12 protein-coding genes are annotated in these 12738 nt (G+C 69.8%); 7 read left to right on the forward strand and 5 right to left on the reverse strand.

Translation table 11 applies throughout. From position 1 onward, the window contains the following. The first annotated feature begins 279 nt into the window (after window positions 1-279). Together LTV02_RS38510 and LTV02_RS38515 are read left to right on the forward strand one after the other, a co-directional pair. Window positions 280-2688, forward strand: coding sequence for a pyruvate, phosphate dikinase (locus tag LTV02_RS38510; RefSeq protein ID WP_233036386.1), 2409 nt, complete (start codon window positions 280-282; stop codon window positions 2686-2688). Then, complete coding sequence (locus tag LTV02_RS38515; RefSeq protein WP_233036387.1) at window positions 2678-3475, forward strand: tyrosine-protein phosphatase; 798 nt, start codon at window positions 2678-2680, stop codon at window positions 3473-3475. The genes LTV02_RS38510 and LTV02_RS38515 overlap by 11 nt, the downstream gene beginning before the upstream one ends. A gap of 340 nt (window positions 3476-3815) precedes the next feature. Here the strand turns inward: LTV02_RS38515 and LTV02_RS38520 are convergent, their stop codons facing one another. Together LTV02_RS38520 and LTV02_RS38525 are read right to left on the reverse strand one after the other, a co-directional pair. Next, window positions 3816-4013, reverse strand: a complete 198-nt coding sequence (locus tag LTV02_RS38520) for a hypothetical protein (RefSeq protein ID WP_233036388.1) — start codon at window positions 4011-4013, stop codon at window positions 3816-3818. Between the two features lie 227 nt (window positions 4014-4240). Continuing rightward, entirely contained in the window at window positions 4241-5332 is a 1092-nt protein-coding gene (locus LTV02_RS38525) for a winged helix DNA-binding domain-containing protein (RefSeq protein ID WP_233036389.1), read from the reverse strand. 84 nt (window positions 5333-5416) lie between these two features. Here LTV02_RS38525 and LTV02_RS38530 point away from each other — a divergent pair, with 84 nt between their 5' ends. From LTV02_RS38530 to LTV02_RS38540, 3 genes are read left to right on the forward strand one after another with little or no spacing between them, the layout of a single operon-like run. Then, on the forward strand, window positions 5417-6274 hold the full coding sequence (locus LTV02_RS38530; protein WP_233036390.1) for a glycoside hydrolase family protein: 858 nt from the start codon (window positions 5417-5419) through the stop codon (window positions 6272-6274). A 47-nt stretch (window positions 6275-6321) separates the two neighbouring features. Beyond that, entirely contained in the window at window positions 6322-7740 is a 1419-nt protein-coding gene (locus tag LTV02_RS38535; protein WP_233036391.1) for an L-fucose/L-arabinose isomerase family protein, read from the forward strand. Between the two features lies 1 nt (window position 7741). Continuing rightward, the gene (locus tag LTV02_RS38540; RefSeq protein ID WP_233036392.1) at window positions 7742-9217 is read left to right on the forward strand and encodes an FGGY-family carbohydrate kinase; all 1476 of its coding nucleotides are present in this window, start codon (window positions 7742-7744) and stop codon (window positions 9215-9217) included. Window positions 9218-9272: 55 nt separating this feature from the next. Here LTV02_RS38540 and LTV02_RS38545 read toward each other — a convergent pair whose 3' ends face one another. Then, window positions 9273-9434, reverse strand: a complete 162-nt coding sequence (locus LTV02_RS38545) for a hypothetical protein (protein WP_233041930.1) — start codon at window positions 9432-9434, stop codon at window positions 9273-9275. 95 nt (window positions 9435-9529) lie between these two features. Here LTV02_RS38545 and LTV02_RS38550 point away from each other — a divergent pair, with 95 nt between their 5' ends. After that, window positions 9530-10018 carry an SRPBCC family protein gene (locus tag LTV02_RS38550; RefSeq protein ID WP_233036393.1) on the forward strand — a complete coding sequence of 163 codons (489 nt, stop codon included), beginning with the start codon at window positions 9530-9532 and terminating at the stop codon, window positions 10016-10018. A gap of 77 nt (window positions 10019-10095) precedes the next feature. After that, window positions 10096-10266, forward strand: a complete 171-nt coding sequence (locus tag LTV02_RS38555; protein ID WP_157762149.1) for a ribbon-helix-helix domain-containing protein — start codon at window positions 10096-10098, stop codon at window positions 10264-10266. Here the strand turns inward: LTV02_RS38555 and xylB are convergent. Continuing rightward, entirely contained in the window at window positions 10257-11645 is a 1389-nt protein-coding gene (xylB, locus tag LTV02_RS38560; protein ID WP_233036394.1) for a xylulokinase, read from the reverse strand. The genes LTV02_RS38555 and xylB overlap by 10 nt on opposite strands. A 15-nt stretch (window positions 11646-11660) precedes the next feature. Beyond that, the gene (locus LTV02_RS38565) at window positions 11661-12671 is read right to left on the reverse strand and encodes a zinc-dependent alcohol dehydrogenase family protein (RefSeq protein ID WP_233036395.1); all 1011 of its coding nucleotides are present in this window, start codon (window positions 12669-12671) and stop codon (window positions 11661-11663) included. Window positions 12672-12738: the final 67 nt, after the last annotated feature.

A 12738-nucleotide genomic window follows, 5' to 3' on the forward strand; every position in this document is an offset into this window, starting at 1 on the left:
CGGTGATGGTGGGCACTGGTGGTTGTCGGGTGTGGGGGCTGCGGTGGTTTGGGGGTGGGCGTTGTCAGGGCGGTGGGTTTCTGCCGGTCCCGCATATACCGGCTCGGTATATGCGGGACCGAGGTTCCGCTGATCGGGACGGGGGTTGGGGCGGGAGGGTGACTCCGGGCACGCTCGTTGTAGTGGTCCCGGTGGTGGGACGGATATGCCCGGCCGGCCGCCGGAACGGTGCGGCGGACGCTGGAGCGGTTGATGAATCCAAGACCTCGGAGGAGTGACATGAGCGCGGGAGCGGAGCTAGCGCAGCGACCGGTGGCCGACGCCGTCACCGTCGTCGAACTCGACGGTGCCTGCAAGCCGTCGCGCGAGAAGATCGGCGGCAAGGCGTGGAGCATCAATCACATGCGGGCGCTGGGGTTGCCGGTGCCGCCGGGATTCGTGATCACCACCGACGCGTGGGCCGATTACACGGTGCGCGGGGAGATCGCGTCGGAGATCTGGGCGCAGGTGCGGGACGGCATCGCCATGATCGAGCGCGGCACCGGGCGGCGGTTCGGGTCGGCCGATCGGCCGCTGCTGGTGTCGGTGCGTTCCGGTGCGGCGATCAGCATGCCCGGCATGATGGACACCGTGCTCAACCTCGGCATGACCGACGAGGTGCAGCGGGCGCTGGCCGAGGAGACGCGTAATCCCGCGTACGCCAATGACACTCGGGAACGGTTCGTGCACCAGTACCGGGAGACGGTGCTCGGCGACGCGGCCGGGACGGTGCCGGCCGATCCGTGGGATCAGCTGCGCGGGGCCGTCGAGGCGGTGTTCAGGTCGTGGGATTCCGCCCGCGCCAAGACCTATCGCGCGCATCGCGGCGTGCCGGACACGCTCGGCACCGCGGTCACCGTGCAGGCCATGGTGTTCGGCAATCTGGACGAATTGTCCGGCACCGGTGTGCTTTTCAGCCGCAACCCGAACACCGGCGAGGGGCCCGTCTACGGTGAATGGCTGGTCGGCGGGCAGGGTGAGGACGTGGTCTCCGGCCGCCTCACCCCGCGCCCGCTCGACGAGCTGGCCGCCACCCAGCCCGCCGTGCACGCGCCGCTCATCGCTGCCGCGCAACTGCTGGAGCGGGACGGCCGTGACCTGCAGGACATCGAGTTCACGGTCGAATCCGGGAATCTGTGGCTGTTGCAGTCGCGTCCGGCCAAGCGTTCCGCGCGGGCGGCGGTCCGCACCGCCGTCGCCATGGTCGACGAGGGCCTGATCACCGCCGCCGAGGCGCTGCGCCGCCTCACCCCCGAGCAGGTGCGCGAAGTCCTGCGCCCCGCCTCCGGTGACACCGCCGGACTCGAGCCCCTCGCCCGCGGCGAATCCGCCTGCCCCGGACTGGCTTCCGGCGTCGTGGTCACCGACCCGAACGAGGCCGAGGCGCGCGCCGAAGCGGGCGAGGACGTCATCCTGGTGCGTCCCACCACCAGCCCCGACGACCTGCACGGCATGATCGCCGCCCGCGCCATCGTCACCGAATTGGGCGGCGCCACTTCGCATGCCGCACTCGTCAGCCGCGAACTCGGCCGCCCCTGCGTGGTCGGCTGCGGCCCGGGCGTCGTGGCCGCCCTCACCGGCAAGACCGTCACCGTCGACGGCGGCGCGGGCCTGGTCCTGCTCGGCGAAATCACCGCCAACCCGGTCGAACAGTCCGTACTCGACGACGTGCGCCGCCTCGCCGACTGGGCGGGCGTGGACAGCGAGCAACTCGCCGCCGCCCTCGAAAACCGCTCCGCCGCCGCCGATGCGGCTGCGGCGAACGGCAGCGCCGCCAGCTCCACCACGGGGCAGGCCGAGGCCGCCGCAGCGCACGCCGACGCCTCCGTTGCCGCCGCGCACGCCGACGTCTCCGATGTGGCCGAGCAGGCCGACGTCTCCGATGTGGCCGCGCAGGCCGAGGTCTCCGATGGGGCCGCAGCGCAGGCCGGTTCCTCCGATACCGCTGCGGGGCAGGTCGTTTCCTCCGGCAGCGCGGCCGATGTCGCCGCCGGGCAGGACGCCGCGGCCGATCTGGCCGCACCCGCGCCCGCTCCTGTCACCGAACTGGCCGTGCTGCGGTTGGTCGGTATCAAGGGGCGGGTGAAGGCCGACAATCTGGCCGCCAGCCTGTTCGCCGAGGTTGCTGAAATCGATTCGTGCTGTGCCGATCTGGTCAGCGCTGGGCTGGCCGCGGCGACCCCGGCCGGGTTCCGCCTCACCCCCGAGGGGCGTCCGCGTCTGGAGCAGTTGCTCGCAGAGGAGCGCGACGGTATCGACCATGCCGCCGTCACCGCCGCCTACGACGAGTTCTGTGTGTACAACGCCGATCTCAAGGTGATCATCACCGATTGGCAGATGAAGGACCCGGCCACCGTGAACGATCACGGGGATGCCGAGTACGACGCGGGTGTGCTGGCGCGGCTGAACGCCACGCACGCGAGCCTGCGCCCGCTCATCGCCCGTATCGGCGGTATCGCACCGCGGCTGTCCGGCTACCTGGCACGCCTGGATCGCGCGGTGGAGAAGATCGCCGAGGGTGATCACACCTGGGTGGCCCGCCCCATCATGGACAGCTATCACACCGTCTGGTTCGAGCTGCACGAAGACCTGATCGGCCTGTGCGGCCTGACCCGCGCCGAGGAAGCGGCGGCCGGCCGTGCCCACTGATCCCGTGACCTCCGCTCCCCGCATTTCGCACAACCCGGCAGCGGGCGAGCGTTGGATCGAGTTCGCCCAGATCGACAATGTGCGCGATCTGGGCGGGCTCCCCGTCCACGACGGCGGCACCACCCGTTTCGGCGTCGTCTTCCGCTCCAGCACCCTGCAACAGGCCACCCCCGAGGACCTGGCGCACCTCACCGAATTCCTCGGCCTGCGCACGGTTATCGACCTGCGCCTGCCCGACGAGGTGGAGCGCGAGGGGTACGGGCTGATCGGCGACGCGAACCTGAACATCGCGAACCTGCCCATCCGCAAGTCCCCGCAATCCTCCCTGGCTGCAAGGGATCTCGTCCCCGACAAGACCCGCGTAGACCTCACCGAACTCTACGGCCAGCTCCTCGCGGGCAGCACCGAGCACATCGTCGAAGCGGTCCGCCTCATCATCGACCCCACCCAGCAGTCGGTCCTGTTCCACTGCGCCGCAGGCAAAGACCGCACCGGCGTGCTCGCCGCCGTCCTGCTCGACGCGGTCGGCGTCCCCGCGGCGGACATCGCCGACGACTACGCCCTCACCAACCTGCGCATGCAGCGCGTCCGCGACCGCCTCGACGCCCTGCCCTCCTACGAGGGACTCCCGCAAGCCAACACCGGCATCCTCGCCGTCACCGCCGAAACCATGCAGCGCTTCCTGGAAAACCTGCACGCGGAGCACGGCGGCGCCGCCGAATGGCTACTGGCGCAAGGCCTTTCCGAATCCGAACTCGAACAGCTCCGCGCCGCCCTCGTGGAGTGAGTCGACACGCTGACGCCACGAGTGCCGCACCCGTGGTGTCGCGGACAGCGAGGTCGACTGCTCGCCGCATCCGCATCCGATCGTCGCGCCGGGTGGTGTTCGGGGCGGCCAGGCGAGCGTCTTGCCGTAATGGTGGCCGCACGCGCGGCATTTCCAATGAGGCGGGCCCCGTCCATGCAGCGTCCGCACCCGCGCGTCGCACCCGTGCCATTCGGGGCGGCTAGCGCGTGTGCGCTGGCTGCGTCCGTGGCTGTTCGTCGCACCCGTGCCTTCGGGGCGGCTAGCGCGAGTGCCCTGGCTGCGCCCGTGGCTGTTCGTCGCACCGGTGGCGTTCGGGCGGCTAAGCGAGTGTCTTGCCGTAGCGGTGGCCGCACGCGCGGCATTTCCACCGGGGTGAGTCGCCGTCGATGCAGCAGCCGCCGAGCGCGACTTCGCCCAGCTCCTCGAGCTCCATGAGCTCCGGCGTCGGAAACCCGTACCGGATTTCGTGTGCGGGCGAACCGCATTCGGGGCAGGGTGCGTCTTCTGCTGCGGTCATGGCGCGAGCGTATCGAGACCGCCTGGGGGCCGCATCGCATTATGGCGCGGCCGATTCCACCGTGCCGGGCGGTCGGGCACTGGAGCCGACCGAGGCTGTTACCGGGCATGGCGAGCCGAGGCTGTTGCCGGGCATGGCGGTGCCGGGACTGTTGCCGGGTGTGAGGGTGCCGGGGCTGTTGCCGGGTGTGGCGGTGCCGGGGCTGTTGCCGGGCGGGGCCTTCGGTATCAGTGGGGCGCGATGACGATCTCGGCCTCGGCGTCGGCGGTGATCACCGGCAGCAGGCGTGCGGCCTCGGCGGTCACGTCGGCTTCGTCGGCTGCGGACAGGGGATGCCACGGGGTGATGCGAAGCGTGGAACCTTCGAGATCCCAACGGCCGTGGACGAATCCGTCGACCAGGTACATCGGGACGCCCGCTGAGGCGATCTTGTTGATCCGGGCGCGGTCCGGGTCGCTGATGATGCGGCGGCGGTCCTGGTGGCCGAGGGCGGAATTGTCGAAGGCGGGCAGGAAGCGGACCGGGGCGGGGAGGTCCGGGTCGGCCAGTGGGGCGTCGGGGAGGTCGAAGAGTTCGCGGCCGGATTCGTCGTGCAGGACTCGGAGTCGCGGTCGCAGGCGCGTCATCACCTCGGCGAGACGGGTGGTGCCGGACCAGTTCTGGACGTCGGCCACGGTGGCGGGACCGTAGGCCGCCAGGTAGCGCAGGATCAGGGTTTCCGGCTGGGGGGTGTCCAGGACCGGCACGCCCATCCAGTCCTCGGCGAGCGAGACCGATACGCGGCGATTGCGCCAGCCGCCCCACACCCCGGCCGCGGCGTCGTGGATCAGCGGCCGCATGACGCCCATGGCATAGGCCAGGCGACTGGGATGGTCGGTGGGAAAGCTCGCGGCCAGCAACTTGCCGAGTTCGGCGCGGGGGAGGGTGCGGCCGGTGAGGAGTTCTGTTCCGGCGGCTGCCAATTCGTCCGGATCCACGCCGTCGACAGCCTCGCGATAGTAGGCGGCTTGCAGCGCCGAACCGGGCACCGGCCGGACGGTGGGGTACATCCAGCGGAAGTCCGCGGCGGTGGCCAGGTGCACGGTGCGCCGGATCATGGTGGCGCGCACCACCGTTCGATCGTCGAGCAGCTTCGCCAGCTCCTCGTGCCGGAACCCGGACAGGCGCGTCCACAGCCCCACGTACGGCCAGTTCGGTTCCTGGCCCTGCACGGCCACCAGGTGCTGGATCAAGTCCGCCGCGGGCATATCGGTGCGTTCCAGCAGATGCTGACGCAGCAGCAGGGTGCGGTTCAGGGCGCGCAGCGAGATTTCCGTCATGCGCCCAGTCTGCGACCGAATTAGGTCTGTTCCTGTCCTAGTGGTGGGAGCATTGGATGTTGTCGCGAGGAGACGGAGGTCACCGTGCAGCAGCCGTTGCGGGCCGGGGAATTCAGGCGCATCTACGATCCCAGTGAACCGGGTGAACGCTGGTATATCAACGACCACACCGTGATTCGCGGACCGGACGACCGCTGGCATCTGTTCGGCATCACCCATCCGGAACCGGCCGACCCGTTCGACGAGCACGAGTTCGCGCACGCGACCGCCGAGCGCCTGCACGGTCCCTGGACCAAGCACCCCTCGGTGCTGACCGCCTCCGCCGCGCACGGCGAGACGCACCTGTGGGCCCCGTTCGTGGTCCGCCACGGCGCGCGCTACTTCATGTTCTACGACGGCGGGGGAGCGGATCGCACCGCCACCGGCATGTATCTGGCCGTGTCGCACGACCTCTTCCACTGGCAGCGCCACGGCGACGGCCCGCTCTTCCGCGACGGCTACGACGCCCGCGATCCCATGGTGCTGCGCCTGGGCAATCGCTGGGTCATGTACTACTGCGCCACCCGCAAGGCCGCCGGCGGCAATCACGTGGTCGCCTACCGCACCAGCACCGACCTGGTGCACTGGAGCCAGCGCAGCGTCGCCTACACCGATCCCACCACCGGCACCGAAGCCGGCAATACCGAATCGCCTTTCGTACTGCGCCACGACGGGCACTGGTATCTGCTCATCGGCCCGCGCCCCGACTACGACGGCACCGAGATCTTCCGCAGCGACAACCCGTTTCGCTTCCATCCGGAGGACCTGGTCGGCCGTATCCACGCGCACGCCGCCGAGGTGATCGAGGCCGACGGCCGGCTGTGGGTCACCACGGCGGGCTGGGACCGCGGCGGCGTGGCGCTGGCTCCGATCTTCGCCATTCCCTCCCGGCGCAATCTCTGAGCTGGGATTCTTGAGACGGAAGTCCACCCAGTGCGGGGAGGCAGGCAATGGCCCGTATCGGTGTCATCAGCGTTTCCGACGGCCGCGACTATGTGCACGGGGGCATCGTCGGATTCATTCGGGCAGCGGAGGATCGCCTGGTCGCGGCCCTGACCGCGGCCGGGCACACGGTGGTCCGCGGCCGAGAACCGGTCGGCAGCAATCAACAGGCGGTGGCGGTCGCCAGACGCGTGCAGGCCTCCGGCGTGGACCTGACCGTGCTGCACTACGCGGTCTGGGCCTTCCCGCATTTCACCATGCTGGCCGCCGGTGCACTGACCAGTCCGCTTCTGCTGCTGTCGAATATCGATCCGGTCCAACCGGGCATGGTGGGCATGCTGGCCGCGGGCGGCGCGCTCGATCAGATCGGCCGCGACCACGCCCGGCTCTGGGGCGACCCGGAGGATCCGGAACTGATCGCCGAGATCGGCGCGAAGGCGCGGGCCGCCGCGGCCGTGACGAGCCTGCGCGGCAGCACCTTCGGTCGCATCGGCGGCCGCCCCATGGGCATGAACACCGCCGTCGCCGCCACCGATCAATGGCAGCGCGTGTTCGGCGTGGACGTGGAGGAGATCGATCAGTGGGAGATCGTGCGCCGCGCCGAACTCGCCGACGCGGGGGAGGCCAAGGGCGCGCGAGAATGGCTGGAGCGCAATGCCGCCGGGGTGCACTACGACGGCCGCAAGCTCACCCCCGAAATCCTGGAACGCCAGATCCGCTCGTACTTGGCCATGCGCGACCTGATCGCCGAATGGCATCTGGACTTCACCGGTATCAAGGGCCAGCCGGAGCTCACCCAGTACTTCGCCACCATGGACGTCACCGAGGCGTTCCTCAACGATCCCTACGACTGGAACGGCCCCAAGCAGACTCACGTCTGCGCCACCGAAGCCGATATGGACGGCGCGCTCACCATGCAGCTGCTCAAGCAGATCGCCGGTACGCCGGTGCTTTTCGCGGATGTGCGCCACTATCACGCCGACCGCGACATCTGGGATCTGTGCAATTCCGGCCAGCACGCCACCTGGTACGCGGCCCGCAGCGCGGACGCCGAGGAGAACCTGGCCAAGGTGCACCTGTATCCGGAGGTGTTCTTCTTCCCGGCCGGCGGCGCGTCGGTGCATCACCTGGCCGCGCCCGGGGAGATGACCCTGGCCCGGCTCACCCGCAAGAACGGCGCGTACCGAATGCAGTTGATGCTGGGCGCATTCGAGAACTACGACGATCGCACCAACGAACAGCTCATGCGCCGGTCCACCTGGGAGTGGCCGCACGCCTTCGCCAGACTCGACGCCGCCGCGGGCGATTTCCTGTCCCGCTTCGGGGCCAACCACATTCACGCCGTCCCGGGCGATCATCGGGCCGCGGTGCGCGCGGTCTGCGCGCTGCTGGACGTCACCCTCGACGAATTCACCAGGGCGAGCTGACATGCTGCTGGGCATCGATATCGGCACCTCCGGATCCAAGGGCGTCCTGGTCGATCACGAGGGCCTGGTCGCCATGCGAGCCGAACGCCCGCACCGGGTTTCGACCCCGCGGCCGGGCTGGTTCGAGCACGACGCCGAACAGGTGTGGTGGGCCGACTTCGTGACCATCGCCCGGGAACTGGTGGCCGCGGCCGGCGGGAAGCCGATCGACGCGCTCGCGGTGAGCGGTATCGGGCCGTGCCTGCTACCGGCCGATGCCGCCGGACGGCCGCTGCGGCCCGCCATCCTGTACGGGGTGGACACCCGAGCGGGCGTCGAAATCGCCGAACTGGAAGCGGAATTGGGGCCGGAGACGGTGCTGGAACGCGCGGGTTCGCCGCTCACCAGTCAGGCCGTCGGGCCGAAACTACGCTGGCTCATCCGGCACGAACCGGCGGTGTGGAAGGACACCCGGATGCTGTTGATGGCCAGTTCCTTTCTGGTCCACCGGCTCACCGGCCGCTACGTCCTGGATCACCAATCCGCCAGTCAATGCGTGCCGATGTACGACCTGATGGCCCGGGACTGGGCTCGCGACTGGGCCGAATCCGTGGCTCCCGGCCTGCCGCTGCCCGAATTGGCCTGGCCCACCGAGATTGTCGGCCGGGTGACCGCCGCTGCCGCTGCCGTCACCGGTCTCCCCGCCGGACTGCCGGTCACCACCGGCACCATCGACGCCTGGGCCGAGGCGGCGGGCGTCGGCGTCCGCGACCCCGGCGACGTCATGATCATGTACGGCACCACGCTGTTCCTCACCCAGGTGCTCACCGCCCCGCGCCCGCATCCCGGACTCTGGAGCACCTGCGGAACCTGGCCCGGCACATACACTTCCGCCGCGGGCATGGCCACCTCCGGCGCGGTCACCGATTGGCTGCGCACCCTCACCGGCAGCGATTACACCGAACTGGTGGAGGAGGCCGCACTGGTGCCGCCGGGCAGCCGCGGCCTGCTGGTGCTGCCGTACTTCGCCGGTGAGCGCACCCCGCTGTTCGATCCGGATGCGCGCGGCATGATCGCCGGGCTCACCCTCAACCACACCCGTGCCGACCTGTACCGCGCCGTCCTGGAAGGCATCGGCCACGGCGTCCGCCACAATCTGGAGGCCATGACCGCCGCGGGTGGCCGGGCGCGCCGCCTGGTCGCGGTCGGCGGCGGCACCAAAGGCGGCCTGTGGACCCGCATCGTCTCCGATATCACCGGTCTGCCGCAGCAACTTCCGGCCGATACCGTCGGCGCGGCGCTGGGCGACGCGCTGCTGGCCGCCGAGGCGATCGGCCTCGGCACCGCGCACTGGAATCCGGTGATCGACACCATTCAGCCCGATCCCGCGCACACCGCCCGCTACGAGCCGTACCACCGCCACTACCGCGCGCTCTACGAATCCACCCGCGCCACCGCCCATTTCCTGGCGGCGGAACAGCATCGCGCGGCGCACTAGTCATCCCGGCGAACCGTGTGGATTCCGGCTGAACGCATGCCGGAATGACGAAGGGTCAGTCGTCGTCGCGGGTGTCGGCGGCCGGGGGTTTGCCGGTTACGCGGATGACCCCGGCGTCCAGGTCCAGGTCCAGCCGCGGGCGCACCGGTTCGCCGGTGCTGTCCGAGCTGTCGTCCTTCTCGATCTTCTTCCCGAAGAGTTCGCCCATGATGCCCACGCCTCCACGATAGTGAGCGCCCCCACCTACCGCCGAATTGGAAGGAGTGCTCCAATTGATGTGAAGCGAACATTCCAATTGAAAGGCGTTGTGTGATGGACGTAGTCAATGTGCACGCGCGCAAGCTCCCCGTTCCCGCCGGGAAGGTCGCCGACCTGCTGGAAACCTTAGGCAGCGGCGACGCCGACCGGGTCTGGCCGGGCAGCCCGTTCCCGGAGATGCGCGTCGAACAGCCCCTGGGCATCGGCGCGGAGGGCGGGCACGGCGGCGGCACCTACACGGTGGTCGGCTATCAGCCGGGGCGCTGGATTCGCTTCCGCTTCACCGGCGCTCCGGAGATGGCGGGCTTCCACGAGTTCACCATCGAGCCCATCGACGACGAGAACACCGAACTGCGTCACACCACCGCCATGCGACTGCGCGGCCTCTTCCCGCTGCTGTGGCCGGTCGCGATCCGCGCGCTGCACGACGCCTGCCTGGAAGCTCTGCTGGACCGCGTCGAGCGCGAACTCACCGGCGCGGTGCGGAAACCGCATCCCGTGGGCTGGTATCCGCGACTGCTCTTCCGGCTCGGTGTGATGTGAAGTGAATTTGTTTCAATATCTGGCCGACCGGCGCTCATCCCCGGGACACACCGCCGCCGGGATGGTATTACTTGCCGGTGGCATGGACTTTGCGGCTCAGCGAGAGTGAAGAGGCTGCGCTGACCGCGCAGGCGGTGATGGAAGGGCGATCCAAACAGGAGATCGTCCGCGACGCCCTCCGGACCTATCTGGAACGGCAGCGCGCCTGGGACGATTTCCTGTCCGACGATCCGGTCGTCTACGGATAGTAGGTATCCCGCACCTCGGCGTAGCGCTGCCGGATCGCCGCCCCGAGACCGGCCGCCGCGGAATGGAATTCGACGGCGGGCGGGGTCAGCCAGCGCGGCGGCCGCGGACCGCCGCGCAGCGCCCAGGCGGCTTGGCGGGCCGCGCCCAGCGCCACGTACTCACCCGGATTCGGCACCGCCACCGTGCGCCCGAAAATGGTCGCCGCGGCATGCGCGATGAGCCGGGACCGCGAGGCTCCGCCGATCAGCAGAATGCGGCGCGGCACCGTGGGCAGCCGGTCGAAGGCGTCGGCGATATTGCACAGCATGCCCTCGATGGCGGCCCGCGCCAGATGATGCGGGCGCATGGTGTGCGGTCGCAGCCCGTGCAGGCTGCCGGTGGCGTGCGGCAGGTTCGGCGTGCGCTCACCGGTCAGATAGGGCAGCAGGATCAACCCGTCGGCCCCCGCGGGTGATTGCGCCGCAAGCACTTCCAGCCCGGACACGTCGGTGCCCAGCAGCACGGCGGTGGCATCCAGTACGCGCGCGGCATTGAGCGTGCAGACCAGCGGCAGATACGCCCCGGTGGCATCGGCGAAACCGTTGACCGCGCCCGAGGCGTCGGCGCTGGGTTGCGCGGCGCGGGTGAAGACCGTCCCGCTGGTGCCCAGCGACACCACCACATCGCCGTCCTCGATGCCCAGACCCAGTGCGGCGGCGGCATTGTCGCCGGTGCCCGCCGCGACCAACCGGCCGCCCGGGGTGTGCCCGGCCACCTCGGCGGGCGCCAGCACCCGGGGCAGCGCGGGCGTGCGGCCGCGAAAAGCCAAGGACAGCAGATCGGTTCGATAGTGCCCGCCCGCCGGTGACCAGTAGCCGGTGCCGGAGGCGTCACCGCGATCGGTGGTGGGCTCGGTGGCCGGATCGCCGCCGCGCAATTGCCAGGTCAGATAGTCGTGCGGCAGCAGCACCCGCTGCGTCCGGTCGGCCAGTTCGGGTTCGTGATCGGCGAACCAGCGCAGCTTGGCCACCGTGTGCGCGGCCAGCGGCACCGAACCGACCGCGTCCGCCCAGGCCTGCGGGCCGCCCAGCTCGGCCACCAATTGCGTGGCGGCCTCGGCGGAGCGGGTGTCGTTCCACAGCAGCGCGTCCCGCACCGGATTGCCCGCCGCGTCGAGCACGATCAGGCCATGCTGCTGCCCGGCCACCGCGATCGCCTCCACATCCCGCATCATGCGGTCGCAGGCGGTGCGCAAGGCGTCCCACCACAGGTACGGCGGCACCTCCGTCCCGTCCGGGTGCGGAATCTGCCGCTGCCGCAATACCGTTCCGGTATCGGCGTCGCACACCACCAACTTGCAGGACTGCGTGGACGAATCCACTCCGGCAACGACCGTCATTGGCCCCTACCCGTCTTATCGCGCCGCCCGCCGCCCGGGGTGCAGCTGAATCTTGCGACCGGTGCCCGCGCGGAAGGTGCGCAGCGCCTCGTCGAACTCGTCGAGCGAGAAGTCGTGGGTGATCATGGTTTCCGCGTCGATGACGCCTTCGCCCATGAGATCCACGGCCCGGCCGAAACTGTGCAGGACCGCCATCGAACCCACGATGGTGATCTCGTCGTTGTAGATGCGGAACGGCGAGACCGCCGCCCGCGCCGTCGCCGCGGCGACGCCGAATTGCTGATAGGTGCCGCCCCGCCGAACCCGGGTCAGCCCGTCCTCCATGGCGGCCACCGAGCCGCTGCATTCGATGACGATCTCCCAGCCCTCGGGCCGGTCCAGATCGTCGGCGCCGACGGTGGCGGCGTCCGCGCCGAGCGTGCGCGCCACCGCGAGCCGGTCGGGATTGGTGTCCACCACCGATACCGATGCCGCCCCGGCCGCGACGGCCAATTGCGTCATGAGCAGGCCCATGGTGCCCGCCCCGTAGATCAGATAGTGCGTGCCCAGTTGCCGGGGCAACCGGTCGAATCCGTGCACCGCGCAGGAGAGCGGTTCCACCAATGCGCCGTGCGCGGCCGGGATATGCCCGGGTAGCCGATAACAGTTGGCGGTGGGCGCTTTCACGTATTCCGCCATGGCGCCGTCGACGGTATCGCCGATGGCGCCCCAGTTCTCGCACAGATTTCCGCGCCCGATCGCGCAGTAATGACAGCGGCCGCAGAACAGCGAGGGATCGACCGCCACCCGATCGCCCACCCGTACGCCGGCGGTTTCCGGGCCGAGTGCCACTACCTCCCCGGCGAATTCGTGTCCGGGCACGATGGGATAGGGCGTGGGCGGGAATTCCCCCTCGGTGATATGGATATCGGTTCCGCAAATCCCGACCGCGTCCACTCGTATCACCGCTTCGCCCGGACCGGGTGCGGGATCTGGGACAGTTTCGACCGAGAACCGGCCCGGCTTCTCGACGACCAACGCGCGCATAGTAATAACGATGCACCCGACTCCCGGGTAACCGGCGCTTTTTACCCAATAGCAATCGAATGGTCCG

Origin of the sequence: Nocardia yamanashiensis, from assembly GCF_021183565.1 — a bacterium.
In the GTDB taxonomy this organism is placed as follows: domain Bacteria; phylum Actinomycetota; class Actinomycetes; order Mycobacteriales; family Mycobacteriaceae; genus Nocardia; species Nocardia yamanashiensis.

Excerpts from the sequence above, each read along its gene's own strand:
- LTV02_RS38510 (WP_233036386.1), top strand. The coding sequence starts at position 280 with ATGAGCGCGGGAGCGGAGCTAGCGCAGCGACCGGTGGCCGACGCCGTC.
- LTV02_RS38520 (WP_233036388.1), bottom strand. The coding sequence starts at position 4,013 with ATGACCGCAGCAGAAGACGCACCCTGCCCCGAATGCGGTTCGCCCGCA.
- LTV02_RS38525 (WP_233036389.1), bottom strand. The coding sequence starts at position 5,332 with ATGACGGAAATCTCGCTGCGCGCCCTGAACCGCACCCTGCTGCTGCGT.
- LTV02_RS38540 (WP_233036392.1), top strand. The coding sequence starts at position 7,742 with ATGCTGCTGGGCATCGATATCGGCACCTCCGGATCCAAGGGCGTCCTG.
- xylB (WP_233036394.1), bottom strand. The coding sequence starts at position 11,645 with ATGACGGTCGTTGCCGGAGTGGATTCGTCCACGCAGTCCTGCAAGTTG.
- LTV02_RS38550 (WP_233036393.1), top strand. The coding sequence starts at position 9,530 with ATGGACGTAGTCAATGTGCACGCGCGCAAGCTCCCCGTTCCCGCCGGG.
- LTV02_RS38565 (WP_233036395.1), bottom strand. The coding sequence starts at position 12,671 with ATGCGCGCGTTGGTCGTCGAGAAGCCGGGCCGGTTCTCGGTCGAAACT.
- LTV02_RS38535 (WP_233036391.1), top strand. The coding sequence starts at position 6,322 with ATGGCCCGTATCGGTGTCATCAGCGTTTCCGACGGCCGCGACTATGTG.